Annotated in this window: 17 protein-coding genes and 1 pseudogene; 10 read left to right on the top strand and 8 right to left on the bottom strand. The window is 43.2% G+C overall.

All coding sequences use genetic code 11. From position 1 onward, the window contains the following. Positions 1-73: 73 nt before the first annotated feature. Both QPK24_RS18610 and QPK24_RS18605 read right to left on the bottom strand, forming a co-directional pair. Positions 74-283 carry a cysteine-rich CWC family protein gene (locus tag QPK24_RS18610; protein ID WP_285743707.1) on the bottom strand — a complete coding sequence of 70 codons (210 nt, stop codon included), beginning with the start codon at positions 281-283 and terminating at the stop codon, positions 74-76. Positions 284-397: 114 nt separating this feature from the next. Then, positions 398-2398 carry an endonuclease MutS2 gene (locus tag QPK24_RS18605; protein WP_285743705.1) on the bottom strand — a complete coding sequence of 667 codons (2001 nt, stop codon included), beginning with the start codon at positions 2396-2398 and terminating at the stop codon, positions 398-400. An 870-nt stretch (positions 2399-3268) separates the two neighbouring features. Here QPK24_RS18605 and thiM point away from each other — a divergent pair. From thiM to QPK24_RS18565, 8 genes are all read left to right on the top strand, one after another. Further along, positions 3269-4108: a hydroxyethylthiazole kinase gene (gene thiM / locus QPK24_RS18600; protein WP_285743703.1), complete on the top strand. Its 840-nt coding sequence runs from the start codon at positions 3269-3271 to the stop codon at positions 4106-4108. A 1-nt stretch (position 4109) separates the two neighbouring features. Further along, complete coding sequence (thiD, locus tag QPK24_RS18595) at positions 4110-4922, top strand: bifunctional hydroxymethylpyrimidine kinase/phosphomethylpyrimidine kinase (protein WP_285743701.1); 813 nt, start codon at positions 4110-4112, stop codon at positions 4920-4922. Continuing rightward, positions 4919-5560: a thiamine phosphate synthase gene (gene thiE / locus QPK24_RS18590; RefSeq protein WP_285743699.1), complete on the top strand. Its 642-nt coding sequence runs from the start codon at positions 4919-4921 to the stop codon at positions 5558-5560. The genes thiD and thiE overlap by 4 nt, the downstream gene beginning before the upstream one ends. Before the next feature lie 416 nt (positions 5561-5976). Further along, on the top strand, positions 5977-6783 hold the full coding sequence (locus QPK24_RS18585) for an ABC transporter ATP-binding protein (RefSeq protein ID WP_285743697.1): 807 nt from the start codon (positions 5977-5979) through the stop codon (positions 6781-6783). A 138-nt stretch (positions 6784-6921) separates the two neighbouring features. After that, positions 6922-7734: an ABC transporter permease gene (locus tag QPK24_RS18580; RefSeq protein WP_285749428.1), complete on the top strand. Its 813-nt coding sequence runs from the start codon at positions 6922-6924 to the stop codon at positions 7732-7734. A 543-nt stretch (positions 7735-8277) separates the two neighbouring features. Then, complete coding sequence (pulA, locus tag QPK24_RS18575) at positions 8278-11163, top strand: type I pullulanase (protein ID WP_285743695.1); 2886 nt, start codon at positions 8278-8280, stop codon at positions 11161-11163. 180 nt (positions 11164-11343) lie between these two features. Then, on the top strand, positions 11344-11970 hold the full coding sequence (locus tag QPK24_RS18570; RefSeq protein WP_285743692.1) for a 50S ribosomal protein L25: 627 nt from the start codon (positions 11344-11346) through the stop codon (positions 11968-11970). A gap of 354 nt (positions 11971-12324) precedes the next feature. Further along, entirely contained in the window at positions 12325-12690 is a 366-nt protein-coding gene (locus QPK24_RS18565) for an HIRAN domain-containing protein (protein WP_160034536.1), read from the top strand. A 55-nt stretch (positions 12691-12745) separates the two neighbouring features. On the opposite strand, the gene QPK24_RS18560 is transcribed toward QPK24_RS18565, so the two are convergent. The 4 genes from QPK24_RS18560 to QPK24_RS18545 all read right to left on the bottom strand — a co-directional run bounded on the left by QPK24_RS18560 (position 12746) and on the right by QPK24_RS18545 (position 17117). After that, entirely contained in the window at positions 12746-13903 is a 1158-nt protein-coding gene (locus QPK24_RS18560) for a glycosyltransferase family 4 protein (RefSeq protein WP_285743689.1), read from the bottom strand. 96 nt (positions 13904-13999) lie between these two features. Continuing rightward, entirely contained in the window at positions 14000-15202 is a 1203-nt protein-coding gene (gene fabV, locus QPK24_RS18555) for an enoyl-ACP reductase FabV (protein WP_285743687.1), read from the bottom strand. 124 nt (positions 15203-15326) lie between these two features. After that, positions 15327-16163: a YitT family protein gene (locus QPK24_RS18550; protein ID WP_285743685.1), complete on the bottom strand. Its 837-nt coding sequence runs from the start codon at positions 16161-16163 to the stop codon at positions 15327-15329. A gap of 198 nt (positions 16164-16361) precedes the next feature. Next, positions 16362-17117, bottom strand: coding sequence for a YheC/YheD family protein (locus tag QPK24_RS18545; RefSeq protein ID WP_285743683.1), 756 nt, complete (start codon positions 17115-17117; stop codon positions 16362-16364). Positions 17118-17253: 136 nt separating this feature from the next. On the opposite strand from QPK24_RS18545, the gene QPK24_RS18540 reads away from it, so the two are divergent. Beyond that, positions 17254-19179: an FUSC family protein gene (locus tag QPK24_RS18540; protein ID WP_285743681.1), complete on the top strand. Its 1926-nt coding sequence runs from the start codon at positions 17254-17256 to the stop codon at positions 19177-19179. Positions 19180-19221: 42 nt separating this feature from the next. Continuing rightward, entirely contained in the window at positions 19222-20106 is an 885-nt protein-coding gene (locus QPK24_RS18535; protein ID WP_285743679.1) for a DUF4850 domain-containing protein, read from the top strand. 142 nt (positions 20107-20248) lie between these two features. Here QPK24_RS18535 and QPK24_RS18530 read toward each other — a convergent pair. Together QPK24_RS18530 and QPK24_RS18525 are read right to left on the bottom strand one after the other, a co-directional pair. Then, positions 20249-20994, bottom strand: a pseudogene (locus tag QPK24_RS18530) (ZIP family metal transporter). Positions 20995-21169: 175 nt separating this feature from the next. Then, a complete protein-coding gene (locus QPK24_RS18525; protein ID WP_285743676.1) occupies positions 21170-22012 on the bottom strand; it encodes a sulfurtransferase in 843 nt (280 codons plus the stop codon). Between the last annotated feature and the right edge of the window lie 45 nt (positions 22013-22057).

Here is a 22057-nt window from a genome sequence, read left to right as displayed (position 1 = left end):
CTGATTTAAAAAAAGCACCCTGCAAGAGTAGACATTCGCATCGAGTGACCAATCTATAGGGTGCTTTTTAATTTCAGGAGTCTGCCTTAAACGCTCTTACACAGGCTTCACATACACAAGATTTGCCTCTTTCTTCGTCTGGAATTTGCGAAAGCAGTCGTTTGGGGACAGGTAGATTCATACACCAGCACTCCTCGGCAGGTCTTCCCGCAGCATAAGCACAGTGATTAGGTTTACGGCATAAAGGGCAGATCAGCGGATTATTCATGGAGCATGTGTTCATATAGAACCTCTCTTACTGAAGACTGATTTTATTTAGTTTATCATATTTCTGCAGGATGCCGCAGAGGCTCTGTGTGAACGAACAGAATAGCGCAAATGAAATAAAGTTTTCACCTTACAGATCCTCGGGTCTTCTTTCGATCGTCAGCCCAGGCACATGTCTTTTGGACATTAATTTCCGTTTCTTACGGACGTCTTTTGACTCAAACACAATATCAAGATCATACTCTTCTGGATACAGCTCTTCGGCAGAGATTTGAAGCTGTAATCTTTTACGAGCGATCTGAATTCGTTTGCCTCTTACGAGCACCGTGCATTGACCTCTCGTATCCGTATCTACAATAATTCCAGACTCCTTCATAAAAGGAATCAATACACGATCTCCCGTTTTTAGCGGCTTTTCCTTCCGTTTCTCCTCATTGGCCTCTTGATGACTTGAGAGAACAGGCTGCTCCTCCTGGGTCTTCGGCTGTACATCTTGCTGTTGTCCTTCCTCGTCCTGATCATGCTCATCATTAGAGGGGGCGTGATCTTTTTCCAGTATGGTTGGTACAGTCACAGCAGATGCTGCTGAGAATGGAAAGGCTGATGCAACCGGTTTAGCGGCAATTTCTTTTGATCGTTCAATGATGTGAGGCGGTATCCCGAGCTTCAGTGCAATTGCAAAAGCGTAGCTTTGTCCCGCTTGCCCAATCGTTAGTCGATACAGGGGTTTAAGCGTTTCTGTATCGAATTCCATCCGTGCATTTTCAAAACCCGGTGTACTGCTTGCAAAGTTTTTGATCTCGGTAAAATGAGTCGTAGCAACAACGACAGCTTTTCTTTTATGCAGTTCTTCAAGCAGGGCAATCGATAGTCCAGTGCCTTCACCGGGATCTGTCCCAGAAGCCATTTCGTCAATTAGAACGAGAGTTGATGCACTCGCTGTACTCAGAATATCAATCATGTTCTTAATGTGCGCAGAAAAGGTACTCAGTGCATGTTCAATGCTCTGTCCATCGCCGATATCGACTGCGATCTGTTCAAACATGCTAAGTTTACTTCCTTCGCCAGCAGGAATAAGCAGACCCGACTGTGCCATTAGCGTAAGCAGACCGATTGTTTTTAAACATAGCGTTTTTCCACCTGTATTGGGTCCTGTAATAATGAGAGACCGATAAGAATCACCAATATGGAAATCGAGCGGGACCATGTTTTTAACAAGAGGATGTCTTGCTTCACGTAAATGGATGCTGCCATCACTTGTTATTTCCACAGATCGTGCCTGTATAGATAGAGCATAACGCGCTTTTGCTAATAGAAAATCATACAGACCCACCGTATCGGTATTCACTTGCAGTTCATACCTATATGAGTCAGCAAGCTCGGTAAGTTCACTAAGAATTTTACTTTCTTCACGCTGTTCCTGCACTCTGTACATATTCAGTTCCATTTGGAGCATCGAAATATCTGTGGGTTCTATAAATACAGTCTGGCCGCTTGCTGACTCATCGATGATGGTACCTTTTAGCTGTTTGCGAAACTCTTTTTGAACAGGAAGGCAATAACGATCGCCCCTTTTTGCTACTAACTGATCTTGTAAAATGGAACGGTGCTTGTTTAATAAAGTGTCTAGTTTCTTTTTCAGCCGTTCTTCAGAGATTGCTGCTTGTTTGCGGATTTTCGCCAGTTCCTTACTAGCCTGATCCGTAATTCGTCCCAGATGAATACATCTTTCTATTTCCTCCCTAAGGGAATCTAAGGTATACATAGAACTTGCATAGGATGCCACGCTTGGGGCGATATCTTGTTTGCTGATCATGTATTTCTGAAGTTGATGACAGCTTCTTACAAACTGCAGCAGGTTCATAAAATCTTGTTCTGTAAACAGATATCCGGTGCCCAGCAGATTTATGATATTTTCCATCCCCGTCAGGGAAGGGAGTGGAATGCTGGAACTATAACGAATCAGCCCTAGAGCTTCTTCTGTTTCCGCCAGTTTCTGACGAATGATCTTCACATTCATGATCGGTTCGAGCTGTTCTATATGAGCCTCGCCGAGATAGGATACTGCATAACCTTTCAGTTGTTCCTTTACCGTGCCAAATTCAAGTCGCTGTGTACTGCTCTTATTCATGTGATAAGCTCCTTTTCGTTTCCTAAAGTGTTGTGAAAAATAGAAAAAAGGCAGAGCTATGAACGATTGCGCTCATTGCTCTGCCTTTTATGGGGGAGATCTCGGATATTGTGGCGTACCATAAGTAGAAATGATTGCAGAAGGTATATTCTGCAGCCCGTATAAGCTTGTGGCTTACAGAGCATGCATAAATCCTAAGCCTATCATTTCCATTTATCTACGCGGCCTTTCTTGTGAACGGTACCCTCAAGATGTAATGGAGGTACAAAAAAACCGTGCTGAAAAACAGCACGGTCTTACGTTCACAAAAATATCCGGGGGGTGACTACCCGCTGGAGAGTTATGTTGTCCGCTGTTCTTAACTGATTTCACGAGGATAATCGAGTCGCCATAGCAGGGCATCAAAAAATAAACGTCGCTATAGGGACGAAAAAAGAAAATCCTCATTATGAAATTTGATTAGTTAAGAACATACCCCGACATGAAATTCTCTCCTTTGAATAGAAGTTATAAACTATAATATGCGGCAACAGATGAAATGTCAAACCTTGGTTGCCCATAACAATAACCTGGTGTAAACTGGAAGGGATACTAAAAACTAAATCGTAGAACGGGAGCCTGCGGAAGCAAGCTGAGAGTACAACTAATCTGTTGTTGACCGGTGGAACCTGCCATGGATAATGCCAGCGTAGGGAGCGAACATGTATATTTACGCATGCTTTCGCATGCGTTTTTTTGTGCATTTTGCATAAAAAATCATGATTCTTCTTATCATGTGGGTCCTATCCCATTCCTCAGTTATCTATCTTTTCACCGTCAAAGACATTAGATCAGACTCCCTTATCTCGAGAAAGAAAGGTCTGATGAAACATGCTGAATATTAAGAAACTTCCCTCCCTCATTACTCGCATTCATGAAGAACAGCCTTTAATTCATAACATGACAAATACGGTAGTCACGAACTTTACGGCTAACGGACTGTTTTCACTTGGCGCATCTCCGGTAATGGCCTATGCAGAAGAAGAAGTGGCCGAAATGGTCCAAAATGCTCGTGCGCTGGTACTCAATATCGGTACCTTAACGACGGAACTTTTAAACGCCATGATCGTAGCAGGCAAAGCTGCGAATGTTTATGGAGTCCCTGTATTACTTGATCCAGTAGGAGCGGGAGCAACATCTTATCGTACAGATGCGGCCCTTCGCATTATCCGCGAGGTGAATGTAACGTTGATTCGAGGCAATGCAGGGGAGATTAGCCGCCTGATTGGTGAATTCATGACCGTTAAAGGGGTGGACGCAGGCCAAATCGAGACATTAGAAAGAGCGCAGTTAGCCATACGGGCTGCACGTACGCTTGGAACCGCCGTCATTGTATCCGGACCAGAAGATGTGATTACGGATGGGGATACGGGATATGTTGTGAAGTCCGGTCATCCTCTATTAACACGTGTGACGGGAACAGGGTGTTTGCTTACTTCCGTCATTGGAGCTTTTTTGGCTGTTGAACCTTCCATAATGGAAGCAGGCACCGCGGGGCTTGGCTTTTACGGAGCCGCAGCACTTCAGGCAGCAGAGGACAAAGGACAGGCGGGACCTGGTAGTTTTCAGATTGCTTTTCTCGATGAATTATCAAAACTTACTCCTTCTTCATTTGAAGAATATGTAACGGTCTTAGATATCCATTCTTTGTTCAGTAAGGGGGAGATCTAGGATGACCGTTATAAAAGCATTAACGATTGCAGGATCAGACAGCGGAGGCGGAGCTGGCATTCAGGCTGATCTCAAGACCTTTCAGGAGCTTTATGTCTATGGCATGTCGGCGATTACAGCAGTCACAGCGCAAAATACGCTTGGGGTACAGGGAGTTCATCCCTTGCCTGCCCGTTTTGTAGTAGAACAGATCGATTCCGTATTTTCTGATTTGAGACCGGACGCTGTGAAGACAGGGATGCTGTATAGCAGTGAAATCATTGCAGCGGTAGCAGAAAGGATTAGCAGATACCGTGTGGATAAGCTGGTCATAGATCCCGTTATGATTGCCAAAGGAGGAACCTCTCTGCTGAAGTCGGAAGCGGTGGAAGCTCTAATCTTGCATTTACTTCCGCTTGCACTGGTCGTTACGCCAAACATTCCGGAAGCAGAGGTCATGACGAGAATGGAGATTCGAACGATTGCGGATCGGAGGGAAGCCGCTAGACGATTACACGATCTGGGTGCGGCTAATGTGATCATCAAAGGGGGGCATGATGCGGTAAACGATATGATAACGGATATAGTATATGACGGTACATCTTTCACCGAGCTTTCGGAAAGACGAGTGGATACCGTTCATTCTCATGGGACAGGCTGTACGTTTGCAGCAGCACTTACGGCGCAGCTAGCCAAGGGTACAGAGATGAGAGAAGCGGCATCGATCGCGAGAGAATTCGTGCAAGCGGCCCTTACGGATACGCTGGGTATTGGAAGCGGCCATGGACCTACGAATCACTGGGCATATGCGAAGCACAAAGGAGTGATTGTGTGAGCCGAATTTCAAGCAGCCGTATGAAGGAGTTGCTTCAGGTGTATTTTGTGATGGGAAGCCAAAACTGTAAGAAATCGCCGGAAAGCACGTTAACTGAAGCGTTGCAAGGCGGAATTACCCTATTCCAGTTTCGGGAGAAAGGGCCTGGATCTATGAGTGGAGTAGAGCGGATGGAACTTGCTCTTCATTTGCGGCGATTGTGCCAGGAAAAAGGGGTTCCCTTCATCGTTAATGATGATGTAGATTTGGCGCTTGCGATCGGAGCGGACGGTGTGCATATTGGGCAAGATGATGAAGAGGCCGCAAGGGTAAGAGAACGAATCGGCGATATCATTCTTGGTGTTTCTGCTCATACGTTGGAAGAAGCAAGATTAGCACAAGACCAAGGGGCTGATTACATCGGGGTCGGACCGATTTATCCTACGAATTCCAAGGAGGATGCACATGCGGTGCAGGGACCGGAGGTAATTGAGTCGATGAGGGCGCAAGAGATGGATATTCCGATCGTAGGGATTGGAGGCATTACTTCGGTGAATGCAGCCAGGGTGCTGGAGGCAGGAGCAGACGGAGTAGCGGTAATTTCAGCGATCAGTCTGGCAGAAGATATTGCAGAGAGTGTTAAGAGGCTGCGATATTAAAATGGAAAATGAAATGAGAAGGATACCTGACATTAGTTGGGTATTCTTTTTTTGAACAAAAATCGAAATTCTGGCGCTGATTTTCGCAATCATTCCTTAAAACCTGACATTGAAATAACACTAAAAAGTGCCTTAAGCACAAATTGGAGGAGTCGATTTATGTAAATATCCAAAATGGCGTGAATTTTGTTTACATCAAAGGCTTTCCCCCATTACATTGTTCTTAATAGTAGTGAGAAAAGAGATGTTAACGGAAGTATTTAAGCATGTTACTTGTGAGTGATTTCCTCCCATTACACCAGTTGAGAAACTTTGATTTAGCAAGAAATGCAGCAGAACTATTAAAAATCATGGCTACATTCAGTTTTAATCTGGAGAATGGTCCAATTAAATTCTTACCAAGGGAGAGATGACATATGAGCAGTATTATTAGCACATCAGGGGTAACGTCAACTGTAAAAAAACGATCCACTCCGCTCGTAGAAATGGAGGGAATCAGTAAGATTTATCAAACAGGCACCATTGCGCTCCAAGATGTAAATCTACGTATTCCCGAAGGGGAGTTTGTCAGTTTTGTAGGCCCGTCTGGCTGCGGTAAATCAACGATTTTTAGGCTGATTGCCGGCCTTGGGGATCCAACGTCAGGAACGATGCGGCTTATGGGAATGGATCCAGCGGACGCGAGAAAGCAAAGTGATATTTCCTTTGTCTTTCAGGATGCTACACTGCTCCCTTGGTGCAAAGTGATTGATAATGTCACCCTGCCGATGGAACTGCGCAAAATACCTAAGCAAGAGAGAATCGATAAGGCCATGCATGTACTGGAAATGGTGGGACTTCAAGATTATGCTCATGCCCTGCCAAGGCAGCTGTCCGGCGGGATGAAGATGCGGGTGTCTATTGCAAGAGCGCTGGCATCTGAGCCGAAGCTGCTTTTGATGGATGAGCCTTTTGGAGCGCTGGATGAAATGACAAGGCAAACCCTGCAAGATGAGCTGCTTGGTATATGGCAAAAAGATAAGAAAATGACGGTATTGTTTGTTACTCATAACGTATTTGAAGCCGTCTATTTGTCCACCTCTATCGTGGTGATGTCGGCTAGGCCCGGTAAGATTGCAGAAACCATTTCCGTTCCTGTTCCATTCCCGCGAAATGAGAATTTCCGTACTGCTTCTGAATTTAGTCAGATTGTGGGTCAAGTTTCGGATGTACTGCACCACTAAGCAAGAGGTTACCCTAGGAAATTTGAATAAAGGCTCTAAGAAAGAAAGGACGTGCGCGACATGGCAATGAATCAACCAAAGCTTGCATATGAGAAAAGCAGTCAGGACGGAAATGGAACACCTTTCTCTACTACCGAGATGATGGACATTCCTCCAGCTCAGAAGAATAATGAGTTTTTAGAAAAGTTCATTCCCCCAGCCATTGCTTTTGTTGTGGTAGTGGCGCTGTGGGAAATAGTGACCCGAATGCTGGGATATGCTCCTTACCTGCTGCCAAAGCCTTCTGATATTGTACTTGCTGCTGCAGAGAACTGGAGTAATCTGATGACCTCTGTACTTACTAAAGTGTATGAATCGGTACTTGGTTTTTTACTTAGTATCGTAATCGGGGTAACGGGAGCGGTACTGCTCGCCAGTTCCAAAATCATTGAAAAAGCAGTATACCCTTATGCAATCGTCCTGCAGACCATACCGGTCGTTGCGATTGCGCCGATTATTGTCATCTGGTTTGGTGCAGGAGTGAACTCCATCGTCATTATCGCTTTTCTGATCGGATTCTTCCCCATGATTTCGAACACGCTGATTGGTCTGAATTCTACGGAAGGCAACATGCAAAATCTGTTTAAACTTTACAATGCATCACGCTGGCAAGTGATGTGGAGACTCCGCCTGCCAGCTGCGCTGCCTTACATTATTGCTGGACTAAAAATCTCTTGTACGCTTTCCGTTGTCGGAGCCATTGTCGGTGAATACATCGCGGGTATTGGCGGCGGTCAAGGTGGACTTGGTTATGCGATTACGGTAGCCTCATCGAGACTTCAAACGCCTTATCTATTTGCTTGCGGGCTCTCTGCTTCTGTCCTTGGAATTACCTTTTTCTTGCTAGTCAGTGCATTCTCAAAATGGGCACTCAGCTCTTGGCATGAATCAGAAATGAAGTCAGAGAACTAGGATTTTATACAATAAGGGAGAAGTCGTTGCCCCTACCCCAGCAGTAGAGACTGCATTCAACCATAAATCTATTACGGGGTGATAGACATTTTCCTCTATATGATAGATGACAAAAACTGCCCAAATCCGCTGCTAACAAGGCGCTCTTGGGCAGTTTTTGATCTATGGACAACAATGAATAGGTTCTACATAAACTCCCTCCCATATTCCATTTAAAACATAGGTAGGAGCCTTTTTTGTGACCAGGGGAAAATAGCCGACAACCTTTGCAGATATCGACATATACTACATGGTGTAAGCGTTTTCTGCGCTTGTTCTTGTCCGATGTATCGTAATCTTCTCTGTTCATTTAGTTATAGTTTCTCTATGAAATGGCATTACTGATAGTAACGGAATGAACGAGCTTTATAGCGTAGGCTAATTACCTTGCTGTCGGTATACACAATATAGTTCGAAAACGTATTTGTGGCATAACCCACAAACCTACTAATACGAGAGCAGGGTCCGTAAAGATTGATTTTACAATAACGGGCGGTGAGTTATATGCAGGATTTACACTATGAAAGCAATGATCTGGGTCTCACGTATGGGGGCAATGCTTGCAGGTTTAAGGTGTGGGCTCCTACGGCAAGTCAAGTAGAGGTTGTTCTCTACGAGGATGCCGGGGAATACGATCAGTATGGTATGGTGCATAACCATGAGGGCGGACTCGCTTTTCTCATGAACCCAGGGAAAAAAGGGACTTGGTCTCTTGAATTGGAAGGAGATCATACCGGGAAGTATTACATGTACCGGGTTTCTTTTTCTGATGGAACCGTAAATTATGCCGTGGACCCTTATGCAAAAGCGGTAGCCGCAGGGGGAGCACGTACCGCAATTATAGATATGAAGAAAACCAATCCCGAAGATTGGGAAGATGATGTACGACCTCCGCAGATCAGACCGACAGATGCAATTATTTATGAACTGCATGTCAGAGATTTTTCGATTAACGGTGATAACTTGTTTCAGCAAAAAGGGCTGTACCGGGCCTTTACGGAAGAAGGTCTCACCGATCAAGACGGTAATCTGGTTGGTATTGATCATTTGGTTGAACTAGGGATTACGCATGTGCATTTGATGCCTGTATTTGATTTTAAAACGGTAAATGAGCTGACGGTTCATGACCCGTCTGTAGCGGATGGGAAATATAACTGGGGATATGATCCGCAAAACTTTAATGTTCCCGAAGGGTCGTATTCGAGTGATCCAACAAACCCAGCTGCCCGGATTATCGAGTTTAAGCAAATGGTTCAAGCGCTCCACCGAAAAGGAATTCGCGTCATTATGGATGTCGTATATAATCATACATTTGGTGTGGATGATGGTCCATTTGAAGGGATTGTACCGGGATATTTCTATCGTACGAACAGTGAGGGGTATCTTACGAATGGTTCAGGTGTAGGAAATGAACTTGCCACAGAACGGCCTATGGTGCGGAAATACATTAAAGATTCTGTCCGTTATTGGGCGGAAGAGTATCATATTGATGGTTTTCGGTTTGATCTTATGGGACTGATCGATACACGAACGATGACGGAAATTACGAATATGCTGCAGCAAGAGATAGATCGTACGATCCTTGTCTATGGAGAACCGTGGACGGGCGGAGACTCACCGCTGTGGGATAAAACATTAAAAGGTGCACAGAAAGGCAAGGGGTTTGCTGTCTTTAATGATAATTACCGGTCTGCTGTAAAAGGAGACAATGATGGATATGCAAGCGGCTTTGCTACGGGTTGGTGGGGGGTTGAAGGTGCTGTTCTTAAGGGAGTTCAAGGTGCGATTCATGATTTCACCTATCATCCTTCGGAAACCATTAATTACGTAACGGCCCACGATAATCTTAACTTATGGGACAAAATAGTTACTTCCCTAGGCATGCGGCATGCGCTTTCTTTTCCGGAGTGGCATAATGGATCGCCTTCTGGAGGATATACTGCTCAAGAGGCCGTTACCTCCGCTGACCCGTATCGATTTGTTGAACCAGACAATATGCTCAGTAATGATACAGTACGGCGCTCACTTCTAGCGAATGGAATCATGATTACATCCCAAGGCATTCCGTTTCTTCACGCGGGAGATGAGATCCTTCGATCTAAATACGGTGACCATAACAGTTACCGCAGCGGGGATGCTGTAAATGCACTGCGCTGGAGTAATAAGGCAAGATTTCGCCCTGTATTTGACTATTACTGCGGACTTCTTCGTTTGCGTAAAGAACATGTGGCATTTAAGATGGCGCACCGGGAACAAGTGGAACGTCATTTAAAGGTGCTTAGCTGCGGGCATGGAGTAGTGGCTTATCTCTTAGAAGGAACAGAGGTAAAGGACTCCTGGAACCAAATTTTGATTATTTATAATGGGAAAGAACAGGAGAGTAGAGTGGATCTGCCTCAAGACTGTGTATGGAATGTTGTTGTTAATGATCGTGCTGCGGGAGTTGAAGTGCTGGACCATGTCCAAGGGAATGTGACCATTCCGCGGCTGTCTATGATGGTTCTCTACGACAAGGAAAGCGGAGTGGAACCTCAGATTCTTACATCTATGGACATCCGGTCTCCTAAAAAAGCAATACAATGTGCAGAAGAAGTAAAGCTTGAGGTCGTGTTTAAAGATCAGCATGACAAAAGGATAGAAGGACTGCAGCCGCAGTGGAGATCTTCGGATCCTGAGAAGATTATCGTTCGTCAAACAGGGAAAATAATAGGAACGGCTCTAGGTGAAGGCATCATTACTGCTGTGTGCGGAGAAGTTGAGGCTTCCATCCGTATCATCGTAGATCATCTAGTACCTGCCCGCATTGAAGTTACGGGAGAACCCATGATGTATGCAACCCGGCACTATCCTATACAAACGACTGTGCGGGATCAGTATAATCAAGTCCTTCCGGGCCAAACGGTCCAGCTTGCTACGACAACTCCCCGAATTGTGTCCATAGATCATTCAGGAAAGCTTCTAGCCATTCGTCCTGGGAAAGGAGTGATCTTGGTGCATTGTGGTTCTCTTACAGCGGAGTGGAATGTTCAGATTCATCCCTTTTCTATCCGGACGGTTGAGATTGAATATGAACGTCCTGACCATCATTATGATGGCTGGAACGTTTGGGTATGGGGTACTGGAATCCATGATGGGAAGATTCCATTCCATCCGACTTCCGATGGAAGCGTGGTTGCCAAGGTTAAGGTCGCTCCAGGTATGAAGCGAATCGGATATATCATACGGCTGAATGAATGGGAAAGACGTGAAGGTGACCGCGATTTGTTCATTGAAATTCCTTCGACCTCGGGAAATGAGCGCATTAAGGTCAAAGTGAAGAGCGGTACAAGGGAAATCATGGTAGCCGTAGGAGGACGATTAATGAAGCTAAATGGTTTAAGCAGTGCATAATTGTGGAGAAGAGGCTGCTTATTTGGCAGTCCTTTTCTTTTTCAACGAGAGGATTCTCAGCGGATATTTTTAAAAATTATTCATTAATAAGTTAAGTTTCCTCCTCTAGTGGGTAATGTAGATTATGACCAAGTGGCCAAATTAGGAAAACCACCGATCTTTGAAGGAGGATGTTTTACAATGAAATCCAACGGAAAAACAGCCCAACTCACAGCTGAGCAAAGAACAGAGAACAAGGGCGCAGCACTTGCAACTCTCAGAAAAAGTGGACGAGTTCCTGGCGTCGTATATGGTCCATCGTTTGATAGTGTTTCCATTCATGTAGATGAGAAAGATGTCAATCGTTTAGCACGTACGGGACGTTCTGAGTTATTTGAACTCCAATTGAAAGACGGCAAAAAAGTACCGGTTCTTATTAAAGATATGCAAAAGAAAAATGATCAATTGATTCATGTTGACTTTATTCAAATTTCTAAAAATAAATCCATTCAGGTAACCATCCCGATTGAGTTTCAAGGAACACCAAAAGGGACGAAAAAAGCGGGTGTTCTTCAGACACAGGAAACAGAGCTGATTGTAGAAGGGTTACCGGATACTCTTCCTGCTTCCATTGAAGTGGATATTTCAGGAATGGATGTCGGAGATAAATTATCTGCGTCGGATCTGAAATTGCCGGAAGGAGTCACCTTAGTTTCTTCGGAAGATATGCTCATTGCTTCGGTAACCGTGCTTAGAGCCGCAGATACGGATACAGGTGAAGATACCGCTGTTTCTGAAGAACCAGCAGAGGGATCGACTGAAGAATAACTTGACTTAAGAATAATATATAAATTAAATTAGTAATAGAAATCAAATCGAGAGTAAAAAAGAGCTCGGCCCTTAGGGTCGAGCTCTTTTGGTATGTCAGCGTAAGAAGAAAGGAAAGATCTATTTTGCATAAATATGCAGAATGAATCGAACTAAAATCTCATTTTTCCTAATTGAGTGAAAAACAACATGGGTTTGTTTTAGGGTAGTTTAGTGACTTTAGAACCAATTTATTGAAATAAAAAATCTGGTATAGTTCAAAAGTTTTAGTTAATAGTGTAAAAGAACGAATATAGGTTACCGATATAGTAAGTATTACATGTTGATCGTGTTGAAGATAAAGGAGGAAGAACAGTGCATAAAAAGGTTTACGCAGCCATTATAGGTATGAAATATTATCCGAGTTCTTTAAAAGTAAAAGTGGGTGATCCCGTATTCCTTGTGAAGGATCCTGATAATCTGTCTGATCCTGAGGCGATCCGGGTCGTTCTGCCTTCTCATGGACAAGTGGGTTATATAGCAAATAATTCAGCTTCCGTTCCCCGAGGATGTCGCAGTGCAGGCCGGATTTATGACTCCTTTCGGCAACAGACCTTAGGGGTAGTACAGTTTATTTTTCATGATATCGCCATTATTGAACTGAAGGAAGTAGCAACGAAACCAGGAACGGGAGAGAAGGAAGCGTTCATTATGTACCGCACTCCATCAGAACAAATCTAATAACAGGCGGATACATAGGTTTCATAGCAAACGAATCATAGCGAACTCAAACTCGTTATAGCAAATTCATATAAACAGATTCCAGCTTTTGAGCGGTTACTTGCCAAGCATATCTTTCGAGTACAGTTGTTCTTCCATTATCGCCCATTAAGCTTAATAGTTCTGCTGATTGAGCCAGATGGGAGAGATGAGGAGTGAAGTTTTTTGCTTGTTTATAATTGGTTACTAAGAAACCATTATACCCATGAGTAATTATCTCTTTCATCCCTCCATTACTGGAGGCGATCACGGGAATCCCGCACGACAGGGCTTCTATATTGACGAGACCAAAGGCCTCGTGTTTTTGAGAGGGACATACCATACAAGAAGCGAGCGGGTATAAAGTATGAATCTGCTCATGCGGTATCTCACCAAGAAAAGTCACGGAAACGTGCAGTTTTTGAGCGAGTTCTTGTAAGGTGTTTCTGTAAGCTTTACTTTTTGTTCTTCCCGCAATGATTAGATGAGTTTTAGATTTGATGCTCGGTTTAAGATGATGAATCGCACGAATAAGGGTAGAAATCCCTTTCTGGGGAATAAGTCTGCCTACGTAAAGAATATGAAATCGATCTGCGGGAAGACCATAGAGTTCATAGTAAACTTGCTTCTCTGTCTCATGTAACGGTTTGAAGCGAAAATGGTCAACGCCGAGAGCGATATGAGTGATTTTTTTTGCCTGTATAGGAAAGCGACGGAGGACAGCTCGTTTTAGCGACTTACTATTGGTAACGATAAGATCAGCCTTTTGAAGGGAAGAGGTAATAAGACGATTCTGCGGCGGGATAAAGGTAAGCGAGTGGAGGAAAAGAACGACCGGTATGGAAGGGAATACCTCCTTTATTCTCGACATGGATCTGGGACGATTATCGACTTGGATGATATCGACAGGCTGTTCCAGCTGAGTGATGGTCTTAATCACTGCTTTACTGTATTCAGAGGGATGTTTTGCGCCGTTTATTCGTTTAATCCGCAGCTTAGGGTTGCGCCACGTTTCTTCGGTTTGATGAGAGAATAGAGGGCTGATTACGGTAACTAGATGGTGCTGAGATAACTGTTCAGCAATGGCAAGAATACAAATTTCAACAGATCCGCTTCCTGGCAAAGGAAACTGCTCCGGGCTGACGATGAGGATATGCACCCTGTATTCATCCTCCTTATCTATCCTGGTTTTCATACTATATGCACCGCCTCGTAAGGAAGACAGCCTAATATAAAAAAGCGATCCGTACCGACAGAAAAAGAACTGCCGACCGAATCGCTATTCATTATTTTATTCAGAAACCGCAATGGCTTGCGGGATCTTTACATCCGGATTTACATCCGCTTCGTAATTAACCCCGTCCATTTCAAATCCAAATAATTGGAAGAATTCTTTACGATAACCTTCAAGATCCGATAGTTCATTGATATTTTCCGTAGAAATTTCATTCCAGATGCGGCGAACTTCTTCTTGAACATCTGCTTGAAGCTCCCAGTCATCAATTCGAATACGGCCTTTTTCATCCACTGTCGTGCCTTCCGCATGATATAAACGATCTGCGAATAAACGATACATTTGTTCAATGGTACCCTCATGCAGTCCCTTTTCCTTCATCACTTTATAAAGTGCGGATACATATAGCGGAACGACAGGAATTGCAGAACTCGACTGGGTTACAAGTGCTTTACTTACTGCTACATAAGCGCGGCCCCCGTTTTCAGAAAGTGTATCATTTAACGTATGGGCTGTCGCTTCGAGATGATCTTTCGCCTGTCCGATCGAACCTTCGCGATAGATCGCTTGTGTAATATCAGAACCAATATAGGAGTAAGCAATGGTCACTGCATTCTCGGCAAGTACGCCGCCTTCTTTAAGGGCATGAATCCATAGCTGCCAGTCGTCTCCGCCCATAACGGTAACCGTATGCTGAACTTCTTCTTCTGTTGCCGGTTCAATCGTAATCGGCGTTACTTCGCCGGTATGGAAATTGACCGTTTTATTGGTATATGGCTCACCGATCGGCTTAAGTACCGAGTTAACCATCTCACCCGTAACCGGATCTTGACGTCTAGGAGCTGCTACACTATATACGACAAGATCTACCTGTCCCAGTTTTTCACGAATGACTTCTATCGTTTTTTGTTTCGTTTCTTCTGTAAAAGCATCGCCAGTCACACTGTAAGAAACAAGCCCTGCTTCTTCCGCAGCTGCTTCAAAAGCGGCAGAGTTATACCAGCCTGCAGATGCGGTACGTTTCTCACTTCCCGCGCTTGGGCGATACACGCCAATGGTATTTGCGCCTGCGCCAAAAGCAGCCACAATACGGGACGATAAACCATATCCGGTAGAAGCTCCAATAACGAGGACATTTTTTGGCCCCTCAACGGCCGGCTGTGATTTTACATATTCGATTTGTTGTTCTACGTGACGTGCACAACCCGCCGGATGGGAAGTTGTACAGATGAATCCGCGGGTTCTCGGTTTTATAATCATGTAATGGGTAGGCCTCACTTTCAATTCTAATCTTCAGTTATATTCACACATTCAAACTCTATTGTAACAATTTTTCACGAGGGAGAAAAACCTATTATCATTTTATGATTAAAATAAGGGAACTCTATTTCGAAATATCGATAAATCCTTCACCAAATACATCCCGTACATCGTGAATAGTAACGAACGCATTCACATCTGCGGCCTTTACAATTTTTTTGAGCATTGAAACTTCTTGTTTATTGATTACGATATATAATACATCTTTCGTTGCACCCGTGTAATATCCATAACCTCGCAGGACGGTAACGCCGCGATCCATAATATCGGTTACTTGTTTTGCAATTTGATCGTGATGAGGAGAAATAATAGTTACTGCTTTTCTTGGATTTAAGCCCTCAATGATAAATTCCATCGCTTTCGTACCGATGTAGAGAATGAGAACGGTGAACATTGTTTTTTCTACACCAATAACAAAAATAGATAATCCGGCTACAATAAGGTCAAAGAACAGCAAAGCATAGCTGATATTCCAGTCCCAGAACTTATTTGCAAGCCGTGCTAGAATGGTTGTTCCGGCCGTGGTCCCCCCGACTCTGATAATAAGTCCAATACCGACCCCTGCAAATAAACCAGCAAAAATCGCATTAATTACCGGTTCATTCGATGCAATATACCAATTCTCAGTAAGATGCAGGAACAGGGCGTTAAAAGCGACGACAATAATCGTATAGACCGTAGTCGTTTTATCTAGAAGTCGATAGCCAATAATCAGCAAGATGCTGTTTGCAACCAAACTGACGACAGCAGGGGACCACTGAAATAAATAAAATAGGATAATGGAAATCCCTGTAACTCCGCCTTCTCCAAAATCATTAGGAATAATAAATAAATTGACAGCAAGTGCGAAAATAAAAGCTCCGACTATGAGCATAACCATGTCATACATTCTTTTCTTCATGTGTGTATCCCTCCGTTGTCTTTATTACTCACAAAAAAAGCGACTAAAGGAAAGGATATCCTTTAATCGCTTTGTGCAAACCAAAACTTGCGCAGCTCTTTTAATAGACTCATTATAATGAATTAGATTCAGACTGTAAATACGTGAGCAAAGGAAAATGAAGAGACTTAAGAATCTGTAGTTGTTCTTTTAGCTTCATTATTTCCTTCTTCCATACTGCTTGGCATAGGTTAAAATTCGGTAATACATGCTTTTGTCCTTCATTTGTTTAAGTGGATAGATCTGCGGCCTTGTATTTACTTCAAGGATCCACAGGTCACCGCCTTTGTCCAAGGCAACATCAAGCCCGAGTTCTTGAAATCCAGGATCATGCTGGTTAAATATAGTTCCTACCGATTCGCCTAGAGTAATCAGTTCTTCAGTGATCCTATTTATTTGTGTCTTTCTGAATCCTGCTTGAGCCAAAGTTCGTGAAAAATATCCGATAGTTCCGCCTTGGTTGTAGTTTGTTGCTACGGTATTCGGTCTGCCGATTTTAACAAAGAGGGCTGTACTTTTCCACACGCCTCGATTGGTTTTTTGAACCATGACACGAATGTCAAAAGGTCTGCCTTTAACCGTGGCAAGTTTGATTCCTTTTTGTAATAGATAATCTCGCCCTTTTGTATGTTTTTTTAAATATTCATAAAGCCCATCCATGGTAGCGTAACGTTTCTTTATGGATTTGTGCTGAGTTTGATAACTCCCGCCTATTTTTGTGATTCGGACAATATGATGCCCGCCGGCACCGCTTACAGGTTTAACATAAACGGTGGAATACTCAGAAATCATAAATTTTAAATTGGTATAGGTAAAGGGCAGAGTTTGGGGGATATACTTTTTTATTCTTGTGCTGTCTACGAGCCACTTTGTTTTGGTCCATTTACTTTTAATGGTCGTACTTTGATAGTTCATAATGATCTGCTCACCCCTTTCTCCCTAACATATGAGAGAGGGATGAAGTCGGTCCGTGTTTTTGACTAGTGTTCAGTCTAATCTAGTTCAAATATAGATGGAATAAACCTTCAATTATTAGTGAACTATATTATTTATGAAAAAACTAATACTTACAAAGACAACCCTTTTTATTTGTATTCTTTTGTTTATTTTTACGTTTAATTCTATCTTTAGTACGGATAATACGCTTATAGGTGTAACCATTGTTATCGCCACTCTTATGTATTTGGAAAGAGATTTAACCGCTAACCCTTGGAAAAACTTTTTTCTTTTACTCGCTGTTAATTTACTGCAAGGGATATTTGGGTACTTATCGGCTATTCACATGTGGATCGCAATCCCTCTAAACTTTGTATCGATGTTTATCGTCGGCTATTTCTTTTCATTCAATCTAATGAAGCCTTTGACGATTGCGTTCGGTTTACAATATCTTTTTATCTTGACGACACCTGTACCCTTTGAAACATTGCCGCTTCGTATTATGGCTCTGATATTCGGTGCTGTCATGATCATGGCAGTTCAATTCATAGTTAATAAAAATAAAATGGGAAAAATAGGCAGTGAACTCCTGGCTTTGATCTTGGAACAATGGATTCAGAAGTTAGAAGCGATTGAATTACAAAAAGATACTCTACATTTCAATCATTCGATTGAAAAAACCATTAAAGAGATACGGAAGATGATTTACCATCGCACAGTCGATGGCTATTATGTATCAAACGAAGGTAGAATCTATCTCAAAATTTCGGCCTGTCTCGAAAAATTGCACCTGTTGCTAGATCAATATGATGGACCTTATCATAATGATGAGTTTATTCAGGCGCTGACGGCAGAATTAAGAAATGTAGTTCATTTTATTCGAAAAGAGCCACTTGATGGAGAGAAGCTTCAATTCTTAACACAGGAGGAAGAAACAGCTAACCGCGAATCCGCTGCGGAATTATTTCTTACTTTTGAAATGATTTATGAGCTGCTTGAGGAATTACAAGATACGGAGAAACAGGAACTACGAAAAGTCGAAAAATTGGAAGGTATCCCAAGATTATTTAAAAAATCGTATCTTCATATGGCCAATTTCAATAAAAATTCGGTGCGATTTACTTATGCTGTTCGTTTGAGCATTTCGGTTACGATCGCGGCTTTTATTACAGATTACTTTGCACTTGAGCAGGGAAGATGGATGATGTTTACGATCTTCTCTGTAACGCAGCCTTATGCTGAAATTGCGAAGTTTAGATTTACTGAACGGCTCAAAGGAACGATAATGGGAGCTATTATCTTCTTTGTGTTGTTCAGTATATTTGATAGTCCATCCAGCCATGCACTGATCATCCTGCTGTTTGGATATTTGAATAGTTTTGCAGTCGCATATCGTACGATTATTCTCACAGCAACAGTTCCGGCACTGGGAACTGCTGCACTAGTGAGTGGCATGGGTGTCGTGACATACGAACGAATTTTATACGTCATACTGGGTATTGGCATAGGGATGCTTGCGAATCGGTTGATTCTTCCTCATAGCATTGAAAAAGGCACAAAGGACCTAGTTCAAATGTACAAAGATACGTCTAGGTTTCTTATAGAGGAGTTTTATGACTTTATTAAAAATCCCAATCCAACCAATATTCACAGTATTCATCATCTATTTGCGATCTCGACATTGATGGAAGATCGGATTCTTCTGAACAATGAAACGAGAGAGTTAAAAGATGCGAACCGTTTTTTAGAGAACATGAGATTGGTTAATCATTCGATTTACGAGCTTTTCTTACGCGTACAAAGGAAAAAAATAAATCAGGATACGGTGAAGATTATTTTAGAAGAAGTCGATAAAATTAAGGATTCTAGTGAGGTAGAGTTAGACCATCTGATTGCGAGGATCAGGCTTACAAACCATGAGAGACATACACAAACGATGTATGACACCATTGTTTTGAATGATGTAATGTCGATCTATCAAAGATTCCAAAAAATAATGGAATTTCAAGCTGAGTATGAAACTTTTACCGTTATAAACTAGTCTATTCAGTAAAGATACTGGCATAGAGGAGGTAAAAGAACGATGAAAAAGTTAGGTTTTAAAAAATGGATAATATCCGCTGTTATGCTTCTTATACTAGCTGGTACTATTTATATAATCTACAGTACCTGGGGGAATACAGATCGTCAGCAGCCTCTAACACAAATAACCCCTCCACATCAGGTAACAGAGAACTATGAAGTTGATCTGAACGCTTCTACAGAAAAAGGCATTATGTTCCGGGGTACCCATGGTGAAGAAGTAGAGCTCCCGTTACAAATAACAAAAGCGGATCTCAGTATAGATGATGGTACTCAGTCAGAACCTTTTCAGATTCTTACGCCAACTGCTGTAAGTTATAAGATTCCACCTGAGATGAAGGATGAACTGCAAGCAGTACTTGTCTATCGTTCTGACATGGCTTCTGGATATCTGCTGCTTGCGCCCATCGGTTGGGAAGCTTCCGCGATCGTTGGAGCGAATGGTTCTTATGGGGTAACGTTGACCGATCCAAGTAATAAAGAACAAACGCTTCGTTATAGCGACACGGCTGGGTCTTGTCAGGGCTGTGCGATTACTAAAATAGGTACGTATTTTCCAGATCAAGCGAAGTGGGCTGATGAGAAAGGGTTTACCGTATATGAGCCATTGTCATTCACCGAATGGAATCAGTCAGCCGCAGCAGCGGAAGATGAGGGAACAGCCACCTATACGACAAGCGCGAGTGAAGGTTATTACACTACGGGCATAGCTTCCTACGAAAAGGATGCAGTAGACGAGGGGTATCAGTTTCGTCAGTTGGAGTTTACGCTTTCTACAGAGACAACCCGGGGTGATCTAGAGGATGTGGTGATCGATTTCTTCGATGCTCATCATGGGCCACTTACGGTAGCTAATGTTATAGAAGAACAAAAAAGTACAGAATAACGAGTTGGAGACATCCTTGTTACACGGTCCATATGAATTCATAGCACTAAAAGTGAAAAAGAACCCTTACAAAGTGTGGGTTCTTTCGTTTTTATGGAGATTTGATAGCCGACCGATAATCCAGTTTGACCCTGCAGATTCCTCAAGACCAAATATCTAGAAGCAGCGAAGCAAGAAGTCCCATCGAAGCGATGAATCCGACCAAAGGTCCGCCTTCCTCAAACGCTTCAGGCATCATGGTTGAACAGATCATCGAAATAATGCCTCCTCCGGCAAAAGCTCCGATTGCTGCCTTCATTTCACCTGACAGTTGTTCGAGAAAAAGATATCCGCCCATTGCAGCCAGGGCAGAAATGAGTAATACACAAGCCCACATAAGAGCGATTTTCGCTTTGGAATAACCGTTTTTTTTGAGTCCAATGGTACTGGAGAGTCCTTCGGGAATGTTACTTACAAAGATGGAAACAACAAGCACAATACTGACTCCTTTACCTGCCAGAAGACTAGCTCCCAGCATGATCGATTCCGGTATAGCATCCATTACAGTTCCTGTGCAAAAATGCCGAGGCCGCTCTGATTCTCTTCTTTTGAATCTTTTTTATTGTTGCTCGATCGTTTACGGTTGGCTCCGCCTTTGTTAGATATATAAAGGTCAAAGGCAGTGTAAACGATAGAGCCCGCAGCAAAGCCTAAAGCTGTTGCTTTAATTCCGCCGCTATTTAGTGATTCATCTAAAAGTTCAAATGCTGCTGCACCGATGAGAGTACCGGTACCAAAAGCCATAATAAATCCGGTAATTTTTTTAGGAATAGACATAAATAAGGCGGCCAGCGCGCCCAACAAAACAGCGGAAGCTGAAAATCCGCCCCACAAGAGTGCAGCCCACATTATGTAACCTCCTTCGATATATACATGGTTGTAAGTTGTAATTAACCGAAGAAGAAAAAGTAAAACAATCCCTAAGTAAATATCCGCTTACTGTATTCGCTCACTGTAATGATGGGTGGATTTATATAAATAAAAAAACAAAAAGAATCCGCGATGAGTACGGATTCTTTTCGTTTTACTCGTCTCCAGTCGCCACCGGATTCTCCGGATAGGAGATCCAGTCGCTCCAGCTTCCTGCATATAGTTTCACTTTATCAAATCCCGCTGCGCGAAGAGCTAACACATTAGGACAAGCCGTGACACCTGAACCGCAGTATACAATGATCTCCTGATCTTTCGGCAGGTGGTGGAAGCGATCTGCAAGTGCATCGTGGGATTTCCATGTACCGTCCGAGTTGAGATTGTCTTTCCAAAATAAGTTGATCGCACCTGGAATATGTCCTGCTGTATGATCAATCGGTTCTTCAAGTCCTAAATAACGTGCATGTTCACGAGAATCAATGAGTAAGGAAGATCCTTGCTTAGAAGCTTCTCGAACTTCTTCCAAGCTTGCGAGTAGATGCTGCTGAAGACGAGGTGTAAAAGAAGCAGGTATACGAACCGGCACCTCTGCCGTAACCGGAAATCCCGCTGCTTTCCAGGCACTGTATCCTTCATCCATCAGGTATACTTCTTCGTGGCCCATATAGCGCAGCAGCCACCATAGACGGGAAGCCATCGCACCGCCCTGATCATCGTACACAACAATACGTGTCTCGTTACTTACGCCTGATTTTCGCAATAGCTGCGCAAGGCTTTCGATATCCGGAAAAGGATGACGTCCCCCGTGTCCCTGATCTTGCAGCGGAGAGGACAGACTGTGCTCAAGATCAAAATAAACCGCTCCAGGGATATGGTCTTGCTGAAAAGCCGTTCTTCCTGCTTCAGGCTCTGCCAGAGAAAAACGGCAGTCTGCGATAAAGAGATCTGGCTCATACATTCTTGCCAGGACCCATCTCATACTTACGATTGAGTTCATTTGAGCTTCCTCCTTTTTGATGACTTCTACTTCATATTCTTACGC

The organism is Paenibacillus polygoni (assembly GCF_030263935.1).
Taxonomy (GTDB): domain Bacteria; phylum Bacillota; class Bacilli; order Paenibacillales; family Paenibacillaceae; genus Paenibacillus; species Paenibacillus polygoni.
This window is presented reverse-complemented; position numbering and strand designations above follow the sequence as displayed.

Bases quoted from the DNA above. Each gene is read 5' to 3' on its own strand.
- QPK24_RS18570 (WP_285743692.1), top strand. From the start codon at position 11,344: ATGAAATCCAACGGAAAAACAGCCCAACTCACAGCTGAGCAAAGAACA.
- fabV (WP_285743687.1), bottom strand. From the start codon at position 15,202: ATGATTATAAAACCGAGAACCCGCGGATTCATCTGTACAACTTCCCAT.
- thiM (WP_285743703.1), top strand. From the start codon at position 3,269: ATGCTGAATATTAAGAAACTTCCCTCCCTCATTACTCGCATTCATGAA.
- QPK24_RS18525 (WP_285743676.1), bottom strand. From the start codon at position 22,012: ATGAACTCAATCGTAAGTATGAGATGGGTCCTGGCAAGAATGTATGAG.
- QPK24_RS18560 (WP_285743689.1), bottom strand. From the start codon at position 13,903: ATGAAAACCAGGATAGATAAGGAGGATGAATACAGGGTGCATATCCTC.
- QPK24_RS18550 (WP_285743685.1), bottom strand. From the start codon at position 16,163: ATGAAGAAAAGAATGTATGACATGGTTATGCTCATAGTCGGAGCTTTT.
- QPK24_RS18585 (WP_285743697.1), top strand. From the start codon at position 5,977: ATGAGCAGTATTATTAGCACATCAGGGGTAACGTCAACTGTAAAAAAA.
- QPK24_RS18545 (WP_285743683.1), bottom strand. From the start codon at position 17,117: ATGAACTATCAAAGTACGACCATTAAAAGTAAATGGACCAAAACAAAG.
- QPK24_RS18580 (WP_285749428.1), top strand. From the start codon at position 6,922: ATGATGGACATTCCTCCAGCTCAGAAGAATAATGAGTTTTTAGAAAAG.
- QPK24_RS18610 (WP_285743707.1), bottom strand. From the start codon at position 283: ATGAACACATGCTCCATGAATAATCCGCTGATCTGCCCTTTATGCCGT.
- pulA (WP_285743695.1), top strand. From the start codon at position 8,278: ATGCAGGATTTACACTATGAAAGCAATGATCTGGGTCTCACGTATGGG.
- QPK24_RS18535 (WP_285743679.1), top strand. From the start codon at position 19,222: ATGAAAAAGTTAGGTTTTAAAAAATGGATAATATCCGCTGTTATGCTT.
- QPK24_RS18540 (WP_285743681.1), top strand. From the start codon at position 17,254: ATGAAAAAACTAATACTTACAAAGACAACCCTTTTTATTTGTATTCTT.
- thiD (WP_285743701.1), top strand. From the start codon at position 4,110: ATGACCGTTATAAAAGCATTAACGATTGCAGGATCAGACAGCGGAGGC.
- QPK24_RS18605 (WP_285743705.1), bottom strand. From the start codon at position 2,398: ATGAATAAGAGCAGTACACAGCGACTTGAATTTGGCACGGTAAAGGAA.